Annotated in this window: 20 protein-coding genes and 2 riboswitches; of the genes, 15 read left to right on the top strand and 5 right to left on the bottom strand. The window is 54.7% G+C overall.

What is annotated here, in order from left to right:
• Positions 1 to 6: 6 nt before the first annotated feature.
• Complete coding sequence (locus tag H8696_RS07455; protein WP_249316292.1) at positions 7 to 834, bottom strand: Mrp/NBP35 family ATP-binding protein; 828 nt, start codon at positions 832 to 834, stop codon at positions 7 to 9.
• Between the two features lie 4 nt (positions 835 to 838).
• Positions 839 to 1,198 carry a DUF134 domain-containing protein gene (locus H8696_RS07450; RefSeq protein ID WP_249316291.1) on the bottom strand — a complete coding sequence of 120 codons (360 nt, stop codon included), beginning with the start codon at positions 1,196 to 1,198 and terminating at the stop codon, positions 839 to 841.
• 159 nt (positions 1,199 to 1,357) lie between these two features.
• Positions 1,358 to 1,537, top strand: a riboswitch (cobalamin riboswitch).
• Between the two features lie 99 nt (positions 1,538 to 1,636).
• On the opposite strand from H8696_RS07450, the gene H8696_RS07445 reads away from it, so the two are divergent.
• From H8696_RS07445 to H8696_RS07425, 5 genes are all read left to right on the top strand, one after another.
• Positions 1,637 to 3,736, top strand: a complete 2,100-nt coding sequence (locus H8696_RS07445) for a ribonucleoside triphosphate reductase (protein WP_249316290.1) — start codon at positions 1,637 to 1,639, stop codon at positions 3,734 to 3,736.
• Positions 3,733 to 4,422 carry an anaerobic ribonucleoside-triphosphate reductase activating protein gene (locus H8696_RS07440; protein WP_249316289.1) on the top strand — a complete coding sequence of 230 codons (690 nt, stop codon included), beginning with the start codon at positions 3,733 to 3,735 and terminating at the stop codon, positions 4,420 to 4,422. Before H8696_RS07445 ends, H8696_RS07440 begins: the two co-directional genes overlap by 4 nt.
• Entirely contained in the window at positions 4,419 to 4,949 is a 531-nt protein-coding gene (locus H8696_RS07435) for a GNAT family N-acetyltransferase (protein ID WP_249316288.1), read from the top strand. The genes H8696_RS07440 and H8696_RS07435 overlap by 4 nt, the downstream gene beginning before the upstream one ends.
• A 198-nt stretch (positions 4,950 to 5,147) precedes the next feature.
• A complete protein-coding gene (locus H8696_RS07430; protein WP_249316287.1) occupies positions 5,148 to 6,278 on the top strand; it encodes an AI-2E family transporter in 1,131 nt (376 codons plus the stop codon).
• 20 nt (positions 6,279 to 6,298) lie between these two features.
• Positions 6,299 to 7,540: an HlyC/CorC family transporter gene (locus H8696_RS07425; protein ID WP_249316286.1), complete on the top strand. Its 1,242-nt coding sequence runs from the start codon at positions 6,299 to 6,301 to the stop codon at positions 7,538 to 7,540.
• Positions 7,541 to 7,581: 41 nt separating this feature from the next.
• Here the strand turns inward: H8696_RS07425 and H8696_RS07420 are convergent, their stop codons facing one another.
• Genes H8696_RS07420 through H8696_RS07410 form a run of 3 tightly spaced genes read right to left on the bottom strand, consistent with a single transcriptional unit; the run spans position 7,582 to position 9,433 of the window.
• A complete protein-coding gene (locus H8696_RS07420; RefSeq protein ID WP_249316285.1) occupies positions 7,582 to 8,202 on the bottom strand; it encodes an ABC-2 transporter permease in 621 nt (206 codons plus the stop codon).
• A complete protein-coding gene (locus H8696_RS07415) occupies positions 8,199 to 9,056 on the bottom strand; it encodes an ABC transporter ATP-binding protein (RefSeq protein WP_249316284.1) in 858 nt (285 codons plus the stop codon). Before H8696_RS07415 ends, H8696_RS07420 begins: the two co-directional genes overlap by 4 nt.
• 2 nt (positions 9,057 to 9,058) lie before the next feature.
• A complete protein-coding gene (locus tag H8696_RS07410) occupies positions 9,059 to 9,433 on the bottom strand; it encodes a GntR family transcriptional regulator (protein WP_249316283.1) in 375 nt (124 codons plus the stop codon).
• 159 nt (positions 9,434 to 9,592) lie between these two features.
• Here H8696_RS07410 and H8696_RS11345 point away from each other — a divergent pair, with 159 nt between their 5' ends.
• The 10 genes from H8696_RS11345 to H8696_RS07365 all read left to right on the top strand — a co-directional run bounded on the left by H8696_RS11345 (position 9,593) and on the right by H8696_RS07365 (position 21,840).
• Positions 9,593 to 9,880, top strand: coding sequence for a hypothetical protein (locus tag H8696_RS11345; protein WP_330605395.1), 288 nt, complete (start codon positions 9,593 to 9,595; stop codon positions 9,878 to 9,880).
• A gap of 12 nt (positions 9,881 to 9,892) precedes the next feature.
• Positions 9,893 to 10,732, top strand: coding sequence for a M20/M25/M40 family metallo-hydrolase (locus H8696_RS07405; RefSeq protein ID WP_330605402.1), 840 nt, complete (start codon positions 9,893 to 9,895; stop codon positions 10,730 to 10,732).
• Positions 10,733 to 10,858: 126 nt separating this feature from the next.
• Positions 10,859 to 13,453: a bifunctional acetaldehyde-CoA/alcohol dehydrogenase gene (gene adhE, locus H8696_RS07400; protein ID WP_249316282.1), complete on the top strand. Its 2,595-nt coding sequence runs from the start codon at positions 10,859 to 10,861 to the stop codon at positions 13,451 to 13,453.
• Positions 13,454 to 13,529: 76 nt separating this feature from the next.
• Entirely contained in the window at positions 13,530 to 13,772 is a 243-nt protein-coding gene (locus tag H8696_RS07395) for a (2Fe-2S) ferredoxin domain-containing protein (protein ID WP_249316281.1), read from the top strand.
• Between the two features lie 3 nt (positions 13,773 to 13,775).
• Complete coding sequence (locus tag H8696_RS07390) at positions 13,776 to 15,470, top strand: [Fe-Fe] hydrogenase large subunit C-terminal domain-containing protein (protein WP_249316280.1); 1,695 nt, start codon at positions 13,776 to 13,778, stop codon at positions 15,468 to 15,470.
• A complete protein-coding gene (locus H8696_RS07385; RefSeq protein ID WP_249316279.1) occupies positions 15,467 to 16,645 on the top strand; it encodes a SpoIIE family protein phosphatase in 1,179 nt (392 codons plus the stop codon). The genes H8696_RS07390 and H8696_RS07385 overlap by 4 nt, the downstream gene beginning before the upstream one ends.
• A 17-nt stretch (positions 16,646 to 16,662) precedes the next feature.
• Positions 16,663 to 18,114, top strand: coding sequence for a 4Fe-4S dicluster domain-containing protein (locus H8696_RS07380; protein ID WP_249316278.1), 1,452 nt, complete (start codon positions 16,663 to 16,665; stop codon positions 18,112 to 18,114).
• Between the two features lie 110 nt (positions 18,115 to 18,224).
• A riboswitch (THF riboswitch) is annotated at positions 18,225 to 18,325 on the top strand.
• A gap of 65 nt (positions 18,326 to 18,390) precedes the next feature.
• Positions 18,391 to 18,942, top strand: a complete 552-nt coding sequence (locus H8696_RS07375) for a folate family ECF transporter S component (RefSeq protein ID WP_249316277.1) — start codon at positions 18,391 to 18,393, stop codon at positions 18,940 to 18,942.
• A gap of 30 nt (positions 18,943 to 18,972) precedes the next feature.
• Positions 18,973 to 20,694 (top strand): ABC transporter ATP-binding protein, encoded by a 1,722-nt coding sequence (locus tag H8696_RS07370; RefSeq protein WP_249316276.1) that lies wholly within the window; start codon positions 18,973 to 18,975, stop codon positions 20,692 to 20,694.
• A 63-nt stretch (positions 20,695 to 20,757) separates the two neighbouring features.
• Positions 20,758 to 21,840, top strand: a complete 1,083-nt coding sequence (locus H8696_RS07365; protein ID WP_249316275.1) for an NAD(P)H-dependent amine dehydrogenase family protein — start codon at positions 20,758 to 20,760, stop codon at positions 21,838 to 21,840.
• Positions 21,841 to 21,871: the final 31 nt, after the last annotated feature.

Raw genomic sequence — 21,871 nt, 5'->3', positions numbered from 1 at the left:
TCCTCATTATGCGGGCAGTTTGCCCTCAATATCCGCCATGGCGGCATCCAGATCGTGGCTGTTCATCTTTTCGAATTCACCGGCATCGCAAAGCTCCGCCAGAGCGGGATCGATGGGGATCTGACCAAGCAGGGGAAGCCCCAGCTCCGAGGCGATCTTGGCGGTCTGACTCTTGCCGTACAGCTCAATTTTCTTGCCGCAGTCGGGACAGACCACATAACTCATGTTTTCCACGATGCCCAATACGGGGATCTCCATAAGCTTCGCCATGTTGTAGGCCTTTTTGACGATCATGGACACCAGATCCTGGGGAGAGGTGACAATGATAATGCCGTCCACCGGAATGGACTGGAATACCGTCAGCGGTACGTCACCGGTTCCCGGCGGCATATCGATGAACATATAGTCGATATCCCCCCACAGCACGTCGGTCCAGAACTGCTTGACCGCGCCGGCGATGACCGGACCGCGCCACACCACCGGACTTTCCTCCTGGTCCAGGAGAAGATTGACGGACATAAGCTCAATATCATTGGCCGTGCGTCCCGGATTGATGCCGAGATCGGAGCCGGTGGCCTGACCGTGAACCCCAAAAATCTTGGGGATGGAAGGCCCGGTGATGTCGGCGTCCAAAATACCTACATTGTAGCCCTTGCGCCGGGACAGCACCGCCAGCATGGACGTGACCAGCGATTTGCCCACGCCGCCCTTGCCGCTCACCACGGCGATGGTATGCTTCACATGGCTGAACGCATTGGTGCTTTCCTTGGGGATTTCCCGCTGATCGCAGTTTTGGCTGCAGCTGCTGCAGTTCCCGTTACAGTTTTCGCTCATAAGTTTACCTCCTTAATTTACACTCTTCGCATCTCCCTGGATGGGGACACTTCCGATGGTCCGCATGGACACAGGTGCATTCGCCGGGCAGATAACAGTTCCCGCCGCCGATTCTGATGGATTTTCCCTCCACCAGAGCTTCGGCAACCTTCCTGCGGGCACTGCCCAGAATTCTCTGGTAGGTGCCGCGGGAAACCTCCATTTGCTCCGACGCCGTCCTTTGATCCAGCGACTCAAGGTCGCTGAGCCTAAGCGCCTCCAGCTCATCCATCCGAAGAACCATCTGGCCCGAAGGCCGGTCCGGCGAAAAATCCTTGCAGGCCGGAAGGGATGCGATTCTTCTTAACTTGGGTTCCCTGGGCATAGCATTTCATTTCTCCGCCATTTTATTTTGTGCATGTGCACAAATCGATTGTAGTCTTTCCCCAGGGGCTTGTCAACGGCTAAAAAATTAAAAATCCATATTGACAAAGATGAAGGGCGATGATACCATATCTATGCAAGGTTCGGGGAACGGACCACAACATATAGTGTTTGCGCCAGCGCCATCCTAGGATGGCTGAAAAGGGAAACGGGTGAAAATCCCGTGCGGTCCCGCCGCTGTGAGAACGGAGCTTTGGCATGGGCGCCACTGAGAAATCGGGAAGGCTTGCCAAGGCGGTGAGGTTCGAGCCAGAAGACCTGCTCGCGCAAGAACAGCACGCGGCTACGGTGTATAGCATGGAGCGGGCGACGTGAGTGCACCCCTCTTTTGGGTGCATTTTGTATGCCAGTCCCGGAAAAAAGGAGGCAAAAGAAAAGGATGTTAAAGACAATTCGCAAAAGAGACGGCTCTGAGGTTCCCTTTCAAAAGGAAAAGATTGCGTGGGCGATCTTCAAAGCGGCCAGCGCCGTGGGGGGCCATGACTGGGACCGGTCGGAACAGCTGGCAAATGAAGCGGTGGATGTGGCCACGCTAAAATACAAGGATGGCATCGCCGATGTGGAGGGCGTTCAGGATATCGTGGAGAAGGTTCTCATCGAGAATGGGCACGCCAAGACGGCGAAGGCCTATATTCTTTACCGGGAAAAGCGCCGCTCCGCACGGGAATCCAATGCTCTTATCGGAGCGACCATCGATATGTTCTCCAACTATCTTGGGGACAAGGACTGGAAGATCAACGAGAACGCCAATACCCAGCGTTCCATCAACGGCATGAACAACTATGTTCGGGAAACCTTCACCAAGCAGTACTGGCTCCACGAGGTTTATCCCGATGAGGTCCGGGAAGCCCATGTGTCCGGCGATATGCATATGCACGATTTGGGCTTCTTTGGTCCCTACTGTGCCGGCTGGGATTTAAGACAGATCCTGACGGATGGGTTCGGCGGCGTGCCTGGCAAGGTGGAATCCAGCCCGGCCAAGCACCTTCGTTCCTTTCTGGGCCAGATTGTCAATTCCACTTTCACCACCCAGGGGGAGACCGCCGGTGCGCAGGCTTGGTCTTCCTTTGATACCTACTGTGCACCCTTCATCCGCTATGACAACATGACCTATGATGCGGTGAAGCAGGCGCTGCAGGAGTTCGTTTTTAACATTAACGTGCCCACCCGTGTGGGTTTTCAGTGCCCCTTCTCCAACCTCACCTTCGATATCGTGGTGCCCAAAACCTTGGCCGATCAGCCGGTAATCGTGGGAGGTCAATACAAGGAGGAGACCTATAAGGAGTTCCAAGCGGAGATGGATCTGTTCAATCAGGCCTTCTGCGACGTGATGCTGGAGGGCGATTCCAAAGGCCGGGTGTTCACCTTCCCCATTCCCACCATCAACGTGACGAACGAATTTGCCTGGAACAGCCCGGTGGTGGACCGCTTTATGGAGATCACCTGCAAGTATGGCATTCCCTATTTCTCCAACTATGTGAATTCCGATCTTTCGCCGGAGGATGCGGTGTCCATGTGTTGCCGCCTCAGACTGGATACCACGGAGCTTCGCAAGCGGGGCGGAGGCCTGTTCGGGTCCAACCCCATGACCGGCTCCATCGGCGTTGTGACCATCAATCTGCCCAGGATCGGCTATCTTTCAAAGAGTGAGTCGGAATTCCGCGCCCGGCTGTGGCGGCTGGTCATGATTGCGAAGAACAGCCTGGAGATCAAGCGCAAGACCATTGAGGAGCAGACGGGCAGAGGAATGTATCCCTATTCCGCCCATTATCTCCGCGACGTGAAGGCGAGAACCGGCCAGTATTGGTACAACCACTTCAACACGATTGGCATCGTGGGCATGAACGAGGCCTGCCAGAACTTCCTGGGCGAGGAAAAGGATCTTACCACCGAGGAGGGTCAGGCCTTTGCCATCCGCACACTGCAGTACATGCGGGATCTTCTCAAGACCATTCAGGAGGAGACGGGCCATTTCTACAACCTTGAGGCCACGCCCGCCGAGGGTACCAGCTACAGCCTGGCCAAGCTGGATCAGGAGCGTTATCCTGACATCATCGCCGCTGGCGACAAGGTGAAGTACTATACCAATTCCAGCCAGCTGCCGGTGGGTTTCACCGACGACATCTTTGAAACGCTGGATCTTCAGGACGAGCTGCAAAGCCTGTACACCGGCGGAACGGTGCTTCATCTGTACATGGGAGAACGCATCGGGGACATCGAAGTGGCCAAAAAGCTTCTGCAGAAGATCTTTACCAATTACAAGCTGCCCTACGTATCCCTCACCCCCACCTTCTCCATCTGCCCCGAGCATGGCTATATCGCCGGCGAGCATTTCAACTGCCCCACCTGCGGCAGGGATGCCGAAGTGTGGAGCCGGGTAGTGGGTTACCTCCGGCCGGTGCAGAATTATCATAAGGGCAAGAAAGAGGAATATGCCCAGCGGATCAAGTATAGGATCAAGGAGGAACAACTGGGGTGAGGATAGCCGGACTGGTCAAGACGTCCACCATCGATTATCCGGGAGAGCTTGCCGCGGTGGTTTTCGTGCCCGGCTGCAATTACGACTGTTTTTATTGCCATAATCGGGGGCTGCTTACGCAGCCTCCGCTTTTGGATGAAGCGGAAGTGATGACCTTTCTGAGGAAACGGGCGGGCATGCTGGACGGCGTGGTGATCAGCGGCGGCGAACCGACCTGTGAGGCGGGACTCTCGGATTTTGTGGATCGTATAAGGGACCTGGGTTACAAGGTGAAACTGGATACCAACGGGTCCCGGCCGGAACTGGTGGGCCGGCTGGCTGCAAAAGGAAAGCTGGACTATGTGGCAGTGGACTACAAGGCGCCCTGGCGGCGGTATCAGGAAATCTGCGGTGTCCATGCCGATCCCGAAAAGGTAAAGGAGACGGCACTGCTTTTGCTGGAGCGCGGAGTGCCTTTTGAGATGCGTACCACGGTGATTCCCCAGTTGACGCTGGCGGACCTGAAGGAGATGGCGGAGGGGCTGCCGCCGCTGCCCCGTTTTGTGCTCAAGCCCTATCGGATTCCCGAGAACTACCGCTCGGAGGACCGCTTTCGTATCGAGGCCCGGCCCCATTCGCCGCTGGAGATCAGGGCCATGGCAGAAGCCGTCTCGCAGCTGCAGCCCAATGTGGAGGCTATGGAATGAGCATGAATTTTTGGATGCGCTCTGAAAGGGTGGGATTTGGACGCTGGAGCGCTGCTGACGAGCCGCTTGCTCAAAGACTCTGGGGGGAAGAGGAGGTCACCCGCTACCTGTGCGCATCGGGACGCTTTACCCAGGAAGAGATCCGTGGCCGTCTGAAGGCGGAGATGGACGGATACCTCCGCTATGGCGTTCAGTACTGGCCAATTTTCAGCCCGGCAGGGGAGTTCCTGGGCTGCTGCGGTTTGAGACCCCGGGATTTTGAACAAAATATCTATGAGCTTGGCTTTCACATCCTTGAGGAGCAGTGGGGCAAGGGGTATGCCACCGAGGCGGCCCGGGCGGTGATCGCCCATGCCTTCATGAATCTGGGTGCGAAGGAGCTCTTTGCCGGACATCATCCCGATAATGAGAGATCCGGGCATGTGCTGAGGAAGCTGGGTTTTAAACCGGTGGGGGATGAATGGTATCCGCCCACGGGACGCATGCATCCCTCCTACCGGCTGTGTGTTGACGGTGAGACGGATTGATGCTATAGTTATAGAATGTATGACCTAGGAAAGGATGTCAATGGTGGACGATTCTCCCCTACCTGATCGATGTAAGATAGCAATTTCATACGAACGCATGAAGCCGGACGTTTCCTGTCCGTTTGTTTCATGTGTTTTTTATTGTCCAATGAAGGGTTTCCGCACCTTTTATCTGTCCAATAGGCAGGGAGGTGCGCGATGAACAAGAAAACCTTTCGCAGCTGTATTCTGCTCATTACCTATTGCATTTTGCTGGTGGCCGCCATCGTCAAGATCGATCTCATCATGGGTTTTGTTCAAAGCCTGTGGACACTTCTGGCGCCCCTTTTTATCGGTGTGCTGCTCGCGTTTGTGCTCAATCGGCCCTTTAACTTCTTTATGCGGTGCTACACGGGGCTCTTTAAACGGAAAAGAAGCAGTGCCCCTTGCAAGGTGCTCTCCATTGCCACGGTGTATCTGATCTTCTTTGGCGTGATGGCGGTGATCGTGGGGTTCCTGATCCCTCAGCTGTCGGAAAGCGTGAGCATTCTCTATCAAAACTTTGGCGATTATGCTCAAAAACTGGATGGGCTTTTGGCCGAGGCGGCGGAGTTCTTCCGACTCAATTTTGTGAACAATGGAAGCGTGGAGGCGGTTCTGGAGAAGATCCCCCAGTATGTCTCCGCCCTGGTCACCGGCCTCTTTCCCCACCTGTTCAATTTTACCTACAGCTTTATCCATGGAATCCTCAACTGGGCGATTGGCCTCATCTTCTCCGTGTATCTGCTTATGGATAAAACGGCTCTCAAGCGGCGCTTGATGCACGTAGTGGAGGCTTACACCTCGGAAAAGGCCTATTTGAGAATCAAACGGGTGGCCCGGGTCACCTGTTCCACCTTCAGCCGTTTCATCTCGGGACAGATGACGGAGGCCGTCATTTTGGGCGTATTGTGCTTCATTGGCATGATGATTTTCGGTTTCGATTACGCCCTTCTCATCAGCGTGATCATTGCGGTGACCAGCCTTATTCCTATCGCCGGCGCCATCATTGGCTGCATCCCCGGCGCTTTCATCCTGCTGATGATCGACCCCATGGAAGCGGTATGGTTTTTGGTATTTATCATCGTGCTGCAGCAGCTGGAGGGCAACCTCATCTATCCAAAGGTGGTGGGCGGCTCCATTGGCCTTCCGCCCCTGTGGACACTGGTGGCAATCATTGTGGGCGGCGGGCTGTTCGGCGTGCTGGGCATGCTCCTGGGCGTGCCCGCGGCATCGGTGGTCTATCAGCTGCTGAGACGGGATGTGCATGAACGATTGGATCTCAAGAAAGGAAGCGTGAGCAAGTCTTAATGGACGGTAGCAGTATAACCATGATTCTGGTATTGGCCTTCCTGATCATGATGTCGGCCTATTTTTCGGCCACGGAAACGGCCTACTCCACAGTGAACAAGATCCGCCTGAAAAATGGGGCGGCGGAGGGCAACAAACGGGCCCGGCTGGTTCTTCATCAGCTGGAGGACTACGACAAGCTGCTGTCCACCATCCTCATTGGCAATAACATTGTGAACATCGCTTCCGCGTCCCTGGCGACCGTGCTGTTCACCAAATATTTCGGGGACCCCGGCGTCACCATCTCCACGGTGGTGATGACGGTTCTGGTGCTCGTCTTCGGCGAAATTTCTCCCAAAAGTTTGGCCAAGGAATCGCCGGAACGGTTTGCCATGTTTTCCGCACCCTTTCTCAAATTCTTCTGCACCATTCTTGCGCCCCTCAATTTTTTGTTCCGGGGCTGGAAGAAGCTTTTGAGCAAGCTTTTTAAAGGGCAGGAGAGCCAGGGCATCACGGAGGATGAGCTCATCACCATTGTGGAGGAAGCGGAAAGCGGGGGCGGCATCGATGCCCATGAGGGCGAGCTGATTCGCTCCGCCATTGAATTCAACGACCTCAAAGCGGAAGATATTTTGACGCCCCGAGTGGATATCGTGGCGGTGGACAAGGCGGATTCCATGGAGGAAATCGCAAAGACCTTTGATGAAAACAACTTTTCGCGTCTGCTTGTTTACGATGACACGGTGGATAACATTGTGGGCGTCATCCATGAAAAGGATTTTTATGCGCTGATGCGGGAAAACAGGACCCAGATCGACTCCGCTGTCAAGGACGTGGTCTACGCCAACCCCACCATGAAGATTTCCACCCTCCTTCGCAATCTCCAACAGTCGAGCACCCACATGGCGGTGGTGGTGGACGAATACGGCGGCACCGAGGGGATTGTGACCATGGAGGATATCATCGAGGAGCTGGTGGGCGAGATCTGGGATGAGCATGACGAGGTGATCGAGTTCTTCCGGGAAGGGGAGCAAGGCAGTCTTTACATCTCCTGCAACGCCGATGTGGAGGAGATGTGCGAGCGACTCAATCTTCCGTTCACCGATGAGATGGAGGCATGCAGCTCGGTGAGCGGATGGGTCGTTCAGGAGCTGGGCAAAATTCCGGAGGTGGGTGATAGCTTCATCTATCAGAACCTTAAAATTATCGTGGTGAAAACCGATTTCCGACGGGTCGTGGAGATCCGGGCGGAGTTCATGGCGGCGGAACAAGCGGTGGTTTAAAACAAAAAAAGAAAAGGATCGCAGGCGCGATCCTTTTTTGATCAGATCTCTTTTTTTCGGTAAATGGCCTTGGATACGAAGAAGGAAAGTACGTAGAGTGCCGCCGCAGCCAGCGGAGCCCAGGACAGCAGGGTGAAGAATTCTTTATCGCTTGGCATGGGCATCCCCGCGTTCTTGAGGAGCATGAAGATAAGAAAGGGGCCGAACAGCACGGCGATACCCATGTAGCGGCCTTTTTCCGCTCCAAATTTGAACAAGAGGGGAAGCAAAATGGCGATGTAGGCAATTCCCAGCACGAAGGTGGTGTATACCACCACCCATTGTTCGTCACCTGCGATGCCCTGAAGGGAACTGGTGAAAAGAACAAAGAGAAGAGCTACCACGGCGCCGATCAGGAGGCAGAGGAAAGCGAATATGTATTTGCTCAGCACCACATCCCGTCGGGAGACGGGTGCGGACAGCGCGTAGGCGTCCCATTTAGCCATGTCGTCATAGGCGAAGGAAGTGATGGGCAGCATGGCGCTGAAGATCACCAAAAAAGCGGTCAGGAAACTCATATCCTCGTTGACGAAGGCCAGAACGGCGTAGATGGCTGCGGCGCCGAGCATGAGCAGCACGTATTTGCGCAGATTGATAAAATCCTTGAGAATGAGTCCCTTCATTTTGATTCACCCCTTACATAAAACAGCATGATGGCTTCCAATGTGGCATCGTCAATGACCAGGCCCCGGAACCGGCTGCGCATCATCCGCTTATCCTGGACCAGCGCCTCACAGCCAAACTGGCTTACGCGGCTGCCTACGATGAGTGCGGGATCGATTCGATCCAGGTCTCTTGCGGTGCAGCGCACAATGCCGTATTCGTCCAGCAGGCGGTCCTTGGACTCGCTGAAGACGATCTTTCCCTCATGGATGAAAGTGATGTAGTCGGCGATCCGTTCGATATCGCTGGTGATATGGGAGGAGAGCAGGATGGCATGACGTTCGTCCTGGATGAAATCCAGGAAGATGTCCATGATCTCGTTGCGCACCACAGGATCAAGGCCGCTGGTGGCCTCGTCCAGGATCAAAAGCCGGGGATGGTGAGCGAGAGCGGTGGCGATGGAAAGCTTCATTTTCATACCCTTGGAATACTCTTTCAGCACCTTGCCGGCAGGCAGCCTGAATGCCTCAAGATAGCGGACAAACAGTTTGTCGTCCCAGTTTCGGTAGATATTTTTCATAATCCTGGCCACATCCATGGGCCTAAGATTGCCATGAAAATAGCTCTCGTCGAAAACCACGCCCAGCTGTTCCTTGACGCGCTTCTCATCCTTGATATTGTCCAGGCCAAAGAGCTTGATGGAACCGCTCTGCCGCTGGATCAGGTTCAAAATCAGTTTAATGGTGGTGGTCTTGCCCGCACCATTTTCTCCCACGAATCCCATGATGCTGCCCTCGGGCAGGGCGAAGCTTACATCCTTGAGGGTGAAATCCCGATACGTTTTGTTGACTTTGTGAAGCTCAAGAGCGTTCATCGTCAATCCTCCTTGTACAATACGTCCAAAATGCTGAGCAATTCTTCGTAGGGAATGGCGCTGCTTTTGGCAATGGAGATGGCGGCACCAAGATGCTCCTCCACGCGCTTTAGCTGTTCCTCGCGGACAAAGTCCATGTTCCGGCTGGCCACAAAGCAGCCTTTTCCCGGCACCGTTTCAATGAACCCGTCCCGCTCCAAATCCTCGTAGGCTCGTTTCGTGGTGATGACGCTGATCCGAAGCTCCTTGGCCAAAAGGCGCATGGAAGGCAGCATCTCCCCATCGGCCAGCGCACCGCTCAGAATCATGGCCTTAATCTGAGAGGCGATCTGCTCATAGATGGGTTTTGAACTGGCGTTGCTGATGATGATATCCATGGATTACCTCGCATACTGTATATATACTGTATGTACAGTATAGACAGAACATGCAGGCCTGTCAATCATTTTTTCCAAATAGTTTTGGGATGAATCTTGTTTTGTACTTCAAAAGAAGATAAACTTGAAGAGGATACAAATTGGTAGAGGAGGCGGAAGATGAAGTACACTCTTTCGGAAGATGTGGAAAAATATTTGACCGAGGGGCAGGAGGAACTGCTGGGACTGATCAAGGACCTGTGCCGCATACCGGCCCCTTCCCATAAGGAACAGAATCGGGCAGCCTTTTGCAAAAAGTGGCTGGAGGATGCGGGAGCCAAAGGCGTGTATATTGACGAAGCTTTGAACGTGGTGTACCCCATTGACTGCGACAAGGCGAGCATCGTGGTGTTTATGGCTCATACCGATACGGTATTCCCGGATCTTGAACCCATGCCCATGACCTAGAGGGACGGAAAGCTGCATTGCCCCGGCGTGTGCGATGACACAGCCAATCTGGCGGTGCTCATGATGATGGCCAAATATGTGACCCAGCGGGGCCTGAGGCCCAAGCAGGGACTGCTGTTTGTGGCCAACTCCTGTGAGGAGGGCTTGGGCAACCTGAAGGGAAGCCGTCAGATTATGAAGGATTATGGAGAGCGCATTCAGGCGGTGTTTTCCTTTGACGGCGGTTACACGGGCATCTCCAACAACGCGGTGGGGTCCACCCGCTACCGGGTGGAGGTAAAGACCGAGGGCGGCCATTCCTATGGCAGCTTTGGCAACCGCAATGCCATCGCTTATCTCGCCTCCATGATTCAAACTCTCTATAATATGAAGGTTCCCACCAAGGCCAAGACCACCTTTAACGTGGGGATGATCTCGGGAGGTACCTCCGTCAACACCATTGCACAGCAGGCGGAGATGCTTTATGAATATCGTTCCGAGGATCGGGAATGCCTGGCGGTGATGGAGCGGATGTTCGGCGCCGTTGTGGAAGCCTATCGAGCCATGGACATTGAGGTTAATGTGGAAATTTTGGGCCAGCGTCCCTGCAAGGGGGATGTGGATGAGGCCGAGCAGGAGAGATTGACAAAAAAATGTCTGGATATCGTTGCGGAATACGTGGGCAGCGTGCCGGAATGCTCCGCCGGGTCCACCGATTGCAACATTCCGCTGTCCCTGGGCATCCCGGCGGTGTGTGTGGGCGTCTGCCACGGCCAAGGCGCCCATACTCGGGAGGAATGGCTTGAAATCAGTAGTTTGAAGGCCGGATCACGGGTGGGAGCCGCTCTTATTCTGGACTATTTCAACCTGTGAACATTGTGAAAAAACGGGCATTCAAAAAATTGATAAAAAATTATCAATTTGGCCCGTCAAATGTTTGACAAATTTTTAACTATCCCCTATAATCATACTTGAAAAGAGCAAAGGAGGTCACAAGCAATGAAGACGGAAGCGAGCAACGAACAGGCCATTTTGGACGCGGTTGACAAGCTGGTCAAAAACGCTGAAAAAGCGGGCGAGGAAATGATGAATCTCGATCAGCAGCAGGTTGACGAGATCGTCAAGTGCATGGCGATCGCTGGCCTCGATGAACACATGCATCTGGCAAAGATGGCTGTGGAGGAGACCAAGCGCGGCATCTACGAGGACAAGATCACAAAGAACATGTTTGCCACCGAGTACATTTATCACTCCATCAAGTATGACAAGACGGTGGGCGTGATCAATGAGAATGAGGAAGAGGGCTACGAGGAAGTGGCGGAACCGGTCGGTGTGATCGCGGGCGTGACGCCGGTGACCAACCCCACCTCCACCACCATGTACAAGGCGATCATCGCCATGAAGACCCGCAACCCCATCATTTTCGGCTTCCATCCCTCCGCCCAGAAATGCAGTGCGGAAGCGGCTCGAATCGTTCGGGATGCGGCCATCAAGGCTGGCGCGCCCAAGAACTGCATTCAGTGGATCGAACAGCCCTCGCTGACGGCCACCAATGCCCTGATGAATCATCCCGGCGTGAAGCTCATTCTGGCCACCGGCGGCAGCGGCATGGTGAAAGCGGCTTATTCCTGCGGCAAGCCTGCTCTGGGCGTGGGCCCGGGCAACGTGCCTTGCCTCATTGAAAAGAGTGCGAACCTCCTGCGGGCGGTGAACGACCTCATCCTTTCGAAGAGCTTTGATAACGGCATGATCTGCGCCTCGGAGCAGTCGGTGATCGTGGAGAAGGAGATCGCCAAGGAGTTTGAAGCCCTGATGAAGGAAGGCAACTGCTACTTCCTGAATAAAGAGGAGACGGCCAAGCTGGAAGCTTACGCATTCAATAAAGAGAAGGGAAATGCGCTTAATTCGGCTATCGTGGGTCAGGATCCCTATATCATTGCCAAGAACGCCGGAATTGACGTTCCCAAGGAAACCAAGATTCTGCTGGCTCCTCAGACGCAGGTGGGCCTTGAGCATCCCCTCTCCAAAGAAAAGCTCAGCCCGATTCTCGCTTACTATGTGGTTAAGGATATCAAGGAAGGCCTGGATAAGGCCGAACAGCTTATTTCCCTCGGCGGTTTGGGCCACTCCGCTGTGGTGCACAGCAGCAATCCCGAGGTTATTGATGAGTTCTCCCACAGGATGAAGGCGGGCCGAATCATTGTGAATTCGCCTTCCTCCCAGGGTGCCATCGGCGATATCTACAACACCAACATGCCTTCCCTGACGCTGGGCTGCGGCACCTTCGGCGGCAACTCCACCACGTCCAACGTGACCAGCGTGAACCTGATCAACATCAAGCGGGTGGCGAAGAGGAGGCTCAACATGCAGTGGTTCAAGATTCCCGATAAGGTGTACTTCGAGTCCGGCTCCATTCAGTACCTCGAGAAGATGCCCGACATCACCAAGGCCTTCATCGTCACCGACGAATCCATGGTGCGGTTCGGCTATGTGGATAAAATCCTGTACTGGCTGAGAAAGCGTCACGATTATGTTCATGCCAGGATCTTTGCCGATGTGGAGCCCGATCCGTCCTTCGATACCATCCATCGCGGCGTGAAGGAAATGAACGAGTTCCAGCCCGATGTGATCATCGCTCTTGGCGGCGGCAGCGCCATGGACGCCGCAAAGGGTATGTGGATGTTCTACGAGTATCCCGATGTGGATGTGAACGCCCTCACCCTCAAGTTCATGGATATCCGCAAGCGCGCTTACAAGTTCCCGAAACTGGGACGGAAGGCCAAGATGGTGGCTATTCCCACCACCAGCGGCACCGGTTCGGAGGTGACCAGCTTTGCGGTCATCACCGACAAGGAGAAGAACATCAAGTATCCTCTGGCGGATTATGAGCTCACGCCCGATGTGGCGATCATCGACCCCGATCTGGTCATGACGGTTCCCAAGCGCATCACCGCCGATACCGGTTTGGATGTGCTCACCCACGCCATCGAGGCTTACGTCTCGGTTATGGCCTCCGACTACACCGACGGTCTTGCCATGAAAGCCATCGAGCTGGTCTTTGAATACCTGCCCCGCGCTTACCGGAACGGTTCGGATAAGGTGGCCCGGGAGAAGATGCACAATGCGAGCTGCATCGCCGGTATGGCCTTTACCAACGCATTCCTGGGCATCAACCACAGCTTGGCCCATAAAATCGGCGGTGAGTTCCATGTGCCCCATGGCCGTGCCAACGCGGTGCTTCTGCCCCACGTGATCAAGTTCAACAGCGGCACACCCACCAAGCGTGTGGCGTGGCCGAAGTACAAGTACTTTGTGGCAGACAAGAAGTACGCCGAGATTGCCAAGCGCCTTGGCCTCAAGTTCACCACCACCGCGGAAGGTGTGGACGCCCTCATCAATGCGATCATCCAGCTGATGAAGGATGTGGAGGAACCCATGAGCTTCAAGGAATGCGGCGTCGATAAGAGCGCGTTCATGTCCAGGGTGGACATTCTGGCCGACAATGCCTTTGGTGATCAGTGCACCACGGCCAACCCGAGGCTGCCTTTGGTTACCGAGCTCAAGGAGATCCTGATCAAGGCTTACGGCGAATAAAATTTGAAACTTCATGTGTTCGGGTACAGGCGTTTCGCCTGTACCCGAAACCATAAGAAGGGCAGGAGGGTAAGATATGGATATTTTGGTTTGTGTGGGCAGCTCCTGTCATCTGAAGGGCTCCCGCCAGGTTATCAGCGCCTTTACCCAGCTGATCAAGGAACATCAGCTGGAGGATAGGCTAACCCTGAAGGGGTCCTTTTGCATGGGAAAATGCAGCTGCAAGGGCATCTCGGTGAAGGTGGAGGATGATTTCTATTCCCTCATTCCCGAGGATGTGGAGAAATTCTTTGCGGAAACGGTGATGGGGAGGCTTTAGACCATGGGCTTGATTGCTGTCAAGGAGGCCAACTGCAAGAACTGTTATCGATGCTTGCGGGGCTGTATGGTGAAGTCCCTGAAATACAAGGGCAACAAGATGGATGTGATCGAGGACCAGTGCATCCTGTGTGGAAACTGCATCGTGACCTGCGAGCAGAAGGCCAAGATCCTGGTCAACGATGAGGCGCGGATCCGCCGCATGGTGGAGGACCCGGATACCAGAACAGTGGTGAGTCTGGCGCCCAGCTTCATTGCGGCCTATGGCCAGGACAACAGGAACCGGCTGGTGGGCGCCCTTAAAAAACTGGGTTTCAGCTTTGTGGAGGAAACCAGCATCGGGGCCAGTGAGGTTACCCGTGCCTATCGGGACCTCATCGAGGAGGGCAGGATGCGCAATATTCTGAGTAGCTGCTGCCCCACGGTGAATATGCTGATTGCCAAGTATTTCCCCGATCTTTTGGGGGAGCTGGCGCCGGTTATTACGCCGGCGGAGACCCATGCCCGGATGATCAAAAAGCACTATGGCGAGGATACGAAGGTGATTTTTATCGGGCCCTGTCTGTCCAAAATCCATGAGGCGGGCGAAAGCGATTATCTGGACGGTGCGCTCTCCTTTGGGGAGATCAACAACTGGCTTGAAGAGAGGGCTATCCGGGTGGAGGACAGCGAAGTCATGGACTTCGATAAGCATTCCGGCTATTCCCGGATCTATCCCATTGAGAACGGCATCCTCTACGATTTGAAGCAAAAGGACGCGAAGAATACCTATGATTATTTGGCGGTAAGCGGCCTCGAGAACGTGAAGGCCCTGCTGGAAGAGATGCAGGCGGGCAAGATTGAAAAGGCCTTTGTGGAGGTCAACGCCTGTACCGGCGGCTGCGTCAATGGGCCGCTCATGCCCGGCGGCCGGCAGAGTTTCCACCGCGGCCGCATCCAGGTGGATAAATACGCCCGCCATCCCATAGGCGAGGATGCGCCGGTGAAGGTGGGTATGGCGTGCCACCATAAGGAGGAAATGGTGGAGGCCAATATCCCGGGAGAGGCCACCATTCGCGCTATCCTGAGCCAGATTGGCAAGCCCACTCCGGAACAGGAGCTCAACTGTGGCAGCTGTGGCTATCCCACCTGCCGGGATAAGGCCATCGCAGTTTACCAGGGCAAGGCGGAACTGCACATGTGCATGCCCTATATGTTCGATATGTCCCAGACTCTGGCCAACGTGACCCTCAGCGTCACACCCAACTACATTGTGGCCGTGGATGAGGATATGAAGATCAAGGAGTGCAATCTGTCGGCGCAGGCACTGTTCAATGTGACTCGAAACGAGGCGCTGCAAAAATACATCTTTGACTTCATTGATCACAGCGATTTCATTCAGGTGATGGATGAGAAACGCAATTTGTATGATAAAAAGGTGTCCTTTGAGAACCTTGGCATCACGGTGAATGAGACCATCATCTATGTGGATGACCAGAACATTGCCATCGGCATCCTGCAGGATATTACTGCGGAAGAGGAAGCGGAGCAAAAGCAGTATGATCTCAAGATGGAGACGGTGGAGATGGCCCAAAAGGTGATCGACAAGCAGATGGTGGTGGCCCAGGAGATTGCAAGCCTCCTTGGTGAGACCACGGCGGAGACCAAGGTGACGCTCAACAAACTCAAAGATTTGATAGCGGACGGTAATGAGAAGTGAGCGATAGAGTATATGTGGATGCAACATACAAGAGCCTGAACAAGCTGGATGAGGAGCTTTGCGGCGACCGGGTGGAGATCCATCAGGGCAAGGACTACGCCATTGTGGTGCTCTCCGATGGACTCGGCAGCGGAGTTAAAGCCAATATCCTGGCAACACTCACCTCCAAGATTATCTCCACCATGATCCAAAACGGGGCCACCCTGGAGGACACGGTGGATACCATCGTCCATACGCTTCCGGTGTGCAAGGTCCGGGGCGTGGCCTATTCCACCTTCGGGATTCTGCGGATCGGCTACGACCGGCAGGCTTATCTGGTGGAGTTCGACTGCCCGGGCTGCATCATGGTGCGGGGGAACCGTCTCATCCCTATCGAATATACCACCCGCGAGATCGCGGGCAAGGTGATCCGAGAGGCGCGCTTCACGGTGGAGGTGGGGGATGTTTTGGCCCTCATGAGCGACGGCGTGGTGTATGCGGGCATTGGAGAACTGCTGAATCTGGGCTGGGACTGGGACAACGTGGCCAAATATATGGCGGAACATGCGGGCAGCGTTTCCACTTCCGCCCGCATCACCTCCATGCTCAGCAGAGCCTGTGACGACCTCTACGATCATAAACCCGGCGACGATACCACCGTAGCCACGGTGAAGATCATCCCGCAAAAGGTGGTCAGTCTTTTTTCCGGCCCGCCGGTGGACCCGGCTGACGACGCTCGGCTGGTCCAGGATTTCATGGCCCCGGAGGGCATGAAGATCGTCTGCGGCGGCAGCAGTGCCAACCTGGCGGCCCGGGAACTCCACAGGGAGATCACCACCGAACTGGACTATGAAAATCCGGATGTGCCGCCCATCGCCAAAATTAAGGGTATTGATCTGGTGACGGAAGGGGTGCTCACCCTTAGAAAAACGGTGGAGATCATTCGGGCCTATTTGGCCAATCCCACGGAGAAAATCAACATCGATCTCATCGATGAGAACCATGGAGCGGCCATGATGGCGAAAATTCTGATGGAGGACTGCACCCATCTTCATCTTTTTATCGGAAAAGCCATCAACCCGGCCCATCAAAACCCCAACCTGCCGGTGGACCTCAGCATCAAGCTGCACATTCTGGAGGAGCTCTATAAGCTTATGAAGCAGGCCGGCAAGGTGGTTACCCGAAAATTCTATTGAGGAAGGAGGCGGCAGGGATGCAGGAAATTGCGGACATCGTACAGATCAAGAATGAGGTGCTGCGCCTGGTTTGTAAATACGCCTTCGAAGGAAATTTAAATGAGAAGTTGGACGATATCCCTTACGAAATGATCGATGGGATCAAGCCCCAATTCCGCTGCTGTGTGTATCGAGAACGGGAAATCATTCGTCAGCGGGTGCGCATGGCCATGGGCAAGCTGCCTTCGGATACGGTGTACAAGGAACTGGAACCCTCCCAGGTGGTTCATGTGATCCCCTGTGCCTGCGAGGGCTGCCCCATCGCACGGTTTACCGTGACGGACAACTGCCAGTCCTGCCTTGCGCAAAAGTGTATTAAGGCCTGTGCCTTTGGCGCCATCATCAAGACGCCGAAAGGTGCAGTGATCGATAAGACCAAATGCAAGAACTGCGGCAAGTGTTACAGTGCCTGTCCCTACCACGCCATCGTGGACATTGAGCGGCCCTGCAAGGTCATCTGCCCAGTGGATGCCATCAGCATCGACGAGAACGACATCGCGATCATCGATAAGGACAAGTGCATCAACTGCGGAGCCTGCGTGGTGGGCTGTCCCTTCGGCGCCATTTCGGACATCGCTATGGTGACCAATGTCATCGACGAACTTAGGGCAGGTGTAAAAGTGTATGCCATGATTGCGCCCTCCATTGAGGGTCAATTTGGCAAGGACGTGACCCTGCCCATGATTAAATCGGCCATCAAAAAGCTGGGCTTTGCGGGAGTTCATGAGGTGGCGCTTGGAGCGGACGCGGTGGCTTACAGCGAGGCGCAGGAGCTCATCGAGCGGAAAAGCCGCGGCGAGAAGATGACTTCCTCGTGCTGCCCGGCCTTCGTCAATCTTATCGAGCAGCATTTTCCGGAGCTTATGAAGAACGTGTCCACGGTGATTCCGCCCATGGCGGCATCGGCCCGATACCTTCAGGAGAAGGAACCGGATGCGGTCATCGTCTTCATTGGGCCCTGCATTGCGAAAAAGTCCGATACCCTTCGCCACTACATTGACCTTATCCCTTACACCATCACTTTTGAGGAGCTGTATGCCATGTTCCAGGCCAAAGGGATTGATCCGGCCCGGGAAACGGGCGGGGACGAGGAGGAGGCAACCCGTTACGGCCGGGACTTTGCCCGGGCGGGCGGCGTGACCAGCGCTGTGCTGAAGGCGGTGGAGGAACTGGGCGGGCCGTCCGATGTCCAAGTGGTTCAGTGCCAGGGCTGCAAGGATTGTAAGACGCAGCTCCGCCTGCTGAAGGCGGGTCGGATGCCCGAGGATTTCATAGAGGGCATGGGCTGCGAGAAGGGCTGTATCGGCGGCCCTGCGATCATCAAGGAGTTGAATCCGGCGGCCTTTGATCGGCTGGCCACCCATGAGAAACAGGATATCGGCGCCCATAACGAGGAGAAGGGCATCGATAAGATCCATATTCATCGATAATGAGGGAGATTTCCTTTGCTTTTCGGGAGGGGAGCGGGCTTGTGCCCGCTCCTTTTCTATATTTTTGTTGTAAATTGGCCGATTGGCTGTATAATGGTAGATGTCGGATAAGCAGAGTAGATGTCTGCGCGTGAAGTGTCAACCGGACGGGGAGTTGCCGGTCGAACGAAAAGCGTAACCGCTTGCGGTGCAGATGTCGCATCCCGCTGCTGCATCGAAAGAGGTCCTCAAACACCCTCTAGAAATGTGGCAACAAATTTTTAGGAGGTGTTTTTCTTGACGCAAAATCTTTGTTCATCGTTCAAAAGCTCTGCCAAAAACTGCAAAAGCCTTCGGGCCATCACCATTACGGCCATGTTCATTGCGCTCAACCTGGTGCTGGATCGGGTGAGCATTCAGCTCACGCCGGAGCTCCGCATCGGAGTGGGATTTCTGACCTCAGCCATGATCGCCATGATGTTTGGACCGGTGATGGGCATCTCCGCGGGCTTTGTAACCGAGATCCTGTCCTATGTACTTTATCCAAGAGGCGCCTATTTTCCCGGCTTTACGCTGACCGCCATGGTTGGCGGGCTCATCTACGGGCTAGTGCTCTACCGAAAGGAGATTAAGGTCTTTCGGGCCTTTGTGGCCAAAGGGCTGGTCAATCTTCTGTGCAATATCGGGCTTAATACGCTTTGGTTGTCCATGCTGCAAGGGCAGGCGGTTTTCGTACTGCTGCCGGCCAGACTGCTGAAAAACGTCATTCTCTGGCCGCTGGAGAGCCTGCTGCTGTTCCTGGTGGCCCGGGCTGTGATGGCGATCTATCAGCGAATGGCGGAGCGTTAGCAAAAATAGAAAAGAAAAGGGAGTTAAGCTGTGATCCGCAAATTTATCGCTTACTACAGACCCCATATGAAGCTGTTTGTCATGGACATGATCGCCGCGTTTCTTATTGCGGTGTGCGATCTGTTTTATCCCGTGATCACCCGGAACATGATCAACATCTATATTCCGAATCAGAACATACGCCTGCTTCTTCTTTGGGGCGGCATTTTGCTGGGACTGTACTTCGCCAAGATGCTTTTCAATTATTTTGTTCAATACTATGGGCATCTGGTGGGGGTGGGTATGCAGGCCGACATGCGGCGGGATGTATTCCGCCACCTTCAGCGTCTGCCCTTCTCATTCTACGATGAGAACAAGACCGGCACCATCATGTCCCGCATGATCAACGATCTTATGGAGATCGCCGAGCTGGCCCATCACGGGCCGGAGGACCTGTTCGTGTCCTCGGTGATGCTCATTGGCGCCTTCATCTATCTATGCACCATCAATGTGCTTTTGACGGTGATCATCTTCGCCTTTATCCCGGTGCTGGTGTTCTTTGCGGCGCGGATGCGCCTGAGGATGAACGCCGCTTTCCTGGAAAGCCGGGTGAAGATCGCCGACGTCAACGCCACCCTGGAAAACAGCATCTCCGGCATCCGGGTAGCCAAAGCCTTCACCAATGAGGCCTATGAGGTGGAGAAGTTCCAAAAGGGCAACCGGGCCTTTCAGCGGGCGAGAAAGAAATCCTACAAGGCCATGGCCCAGTTTTCCTCCGGCACCACCTTTATTGTGGATCTTTTGAACGTGGTGGTACTGGTGGCCGGCGGCCTTTTCACCTACTACGGCAAGATCAATTTTGGCGATCTGGTGGCCTACATGCTCTTTATCAGCATGTTTCTCTCGCCCATCAAACGGCTTATCGCTTTCGTGGAGCAGTACCAGCAGGGCATGACCGGCTTCAAGCGGTTTGTGGAACTCATGAATACCGAACCGGAGCAGGAGAGCCCCAACGCCCGGGAGCTTACAGGGGTTCAGGGCGCCATCCGCTTTGAAAAAGTAAATTTCAGTTATCCCAATGGCCGCCAGATATTAAAGGATGTGAACTTGGATATCCCTGCGGGGCGGACCGTGGCGCTGGTGGGGCCTTCCGGCGGCGGCAAAACCACCATCTGCCACCTGATTCCCCATTTCTATGAGCCCGATTCGGGACGGATCACCATCGATGGCGTTGACATCCGGGATATCAGTTTCAGCTCCCTCCGGAGCAGTATCGGCATCGTACAGCAGGATGTGTTCCTGTTTACCGGTTCCATTCGGGACAACATCGCTTACGGCCGTCTGGACGCCACCGATGAGGAGATCGTGCAGGCCGCCATTCGGGCCAACATCCATGAATACGTCATGTCTTTGCCCGACGGATACAATACGGATATCGGGGAGCGGGGCACCAAGCTCTCCGGAGGACAGAAACAGAGGGTGGCCATTGCCCGGGTTTTCCTCAAGAATCCGCCTATTTTGATCCTCGACGAAGCAACCTCGGCTTTGGACAACACCACTGAAATCTTGATCCAAAGAGCGCTGGAGGAGTTGAGCGCAGGCCGTACAACCCTGGTGGTGGCCCATCGCTTGTCCACCATCAAGAACGCCGATGAAATCATCGTGGTGGATGAGGAGGGCATTGAGGAGCGGGGGACCCATGAGGAACTTATCGATAAGGGCGGAATCTATAGAATGCTTTATGAATCCCAATTCAAGGGCTGGGAGGAATAAGGGGGCCGTATAGCGAAGGATTCATTGGCGTATCCTATCTTTAAATCATAAGGAGGGATCAACATGAATCAAGCGTTAAGGATTGCCCAGTATGGATGCGGCAAGATGGCCGTATACACCATGCGGTATGTGTATGAGAAGGGGGCCGAGATTGTGGCCGCCTTCGATGTCAATCCGGCGGTGATCGGCAAGGACATCGGGGAGGTCATGGGCTGTGGCAGGAAGGGCGTGAAGATTGAGGACGCCAAGCATGCGGACCGAATTTTGAAGGAAACGAAACCGGACGCCTGCATCATCACCACCATGAGCCTGATGAGCGACGTGGAGGACGCTTTTAAGGTATGCGCGGAAAACGGCGTAAATGCCATCAGTACCTGCGAAGAGGCCTTCTTCCCCTGGAATTCGTCGCCGGGCATCACCAGGGAGCTGGACGAGATCGCCAGAAAAACGGGCTGTACGTTATGCGGCGCCGGTTACCAGGATGTGTTCTGGGGTAACCTCATCACCACGCTGGCGGGTGCGACCCATCGGATCACCAAGATCCGCGGCAAGTCCAGTTACAATGTGGAGGATTATGGGATTGCTCTGGCCAAGGCCCACGGCGCGGGGCTGTCCCTGGAGGATTTTGAAAAGGAGATCGCCTCCGCGGACAACATCAGTGAAAGCGCCCGCCAGCAGCTCATCGAAAAAGGTGAATTTGCACCCTCCTTCATGTGGAACGTGAACGGCTGGCTGTGTTCTCAGTTGGGTCTCACCATCGTTCATCAGATCCAAAAATGTGTGCCCCAAACCTATGACAAGGATCTGAAGTCGGAGACCCTCCAAATGACCGTTCCCGCAGGCTATGCGACCGGCATGTCCGCCATTGTGATCACGGAGACGGAGGAGGGCATTACGCTGGAGACCGAATGCATCGGCAAGGTGTATGCGCCGGAAGAATTTGATCAAAATGACTGGACCATCGAAGGGGAACCCAATACCCAGGTGGTGATCGACCGCCCGGCTACGGTGGAACTCACCTGCGCCACCGTGGTCAACCGCCTGCCCGAACTTATCGATGCGCCCTCGGGCTACACCACAACGGAGAAGATGGGCGTCAATCGTTACAAGGTGAAGCCCCTGCATGAATACGTAAAGACCAAATAATAAAAAGCCGGCTATGCCGGCTTTTTTTGTG

Source organism: Gehongia tenuis (assembly GCF_014384795.1).
Classification (GTDB): Bacteria; Bacillota; Clostridia; order Christensenellales; family NSJ-53; genus Gehongia; species Gehongia tenuis.
Note: the sequence above shows the minus strand (reverse complement) of the source record. Positions and strands in the feature narration are given on the sequence as shown.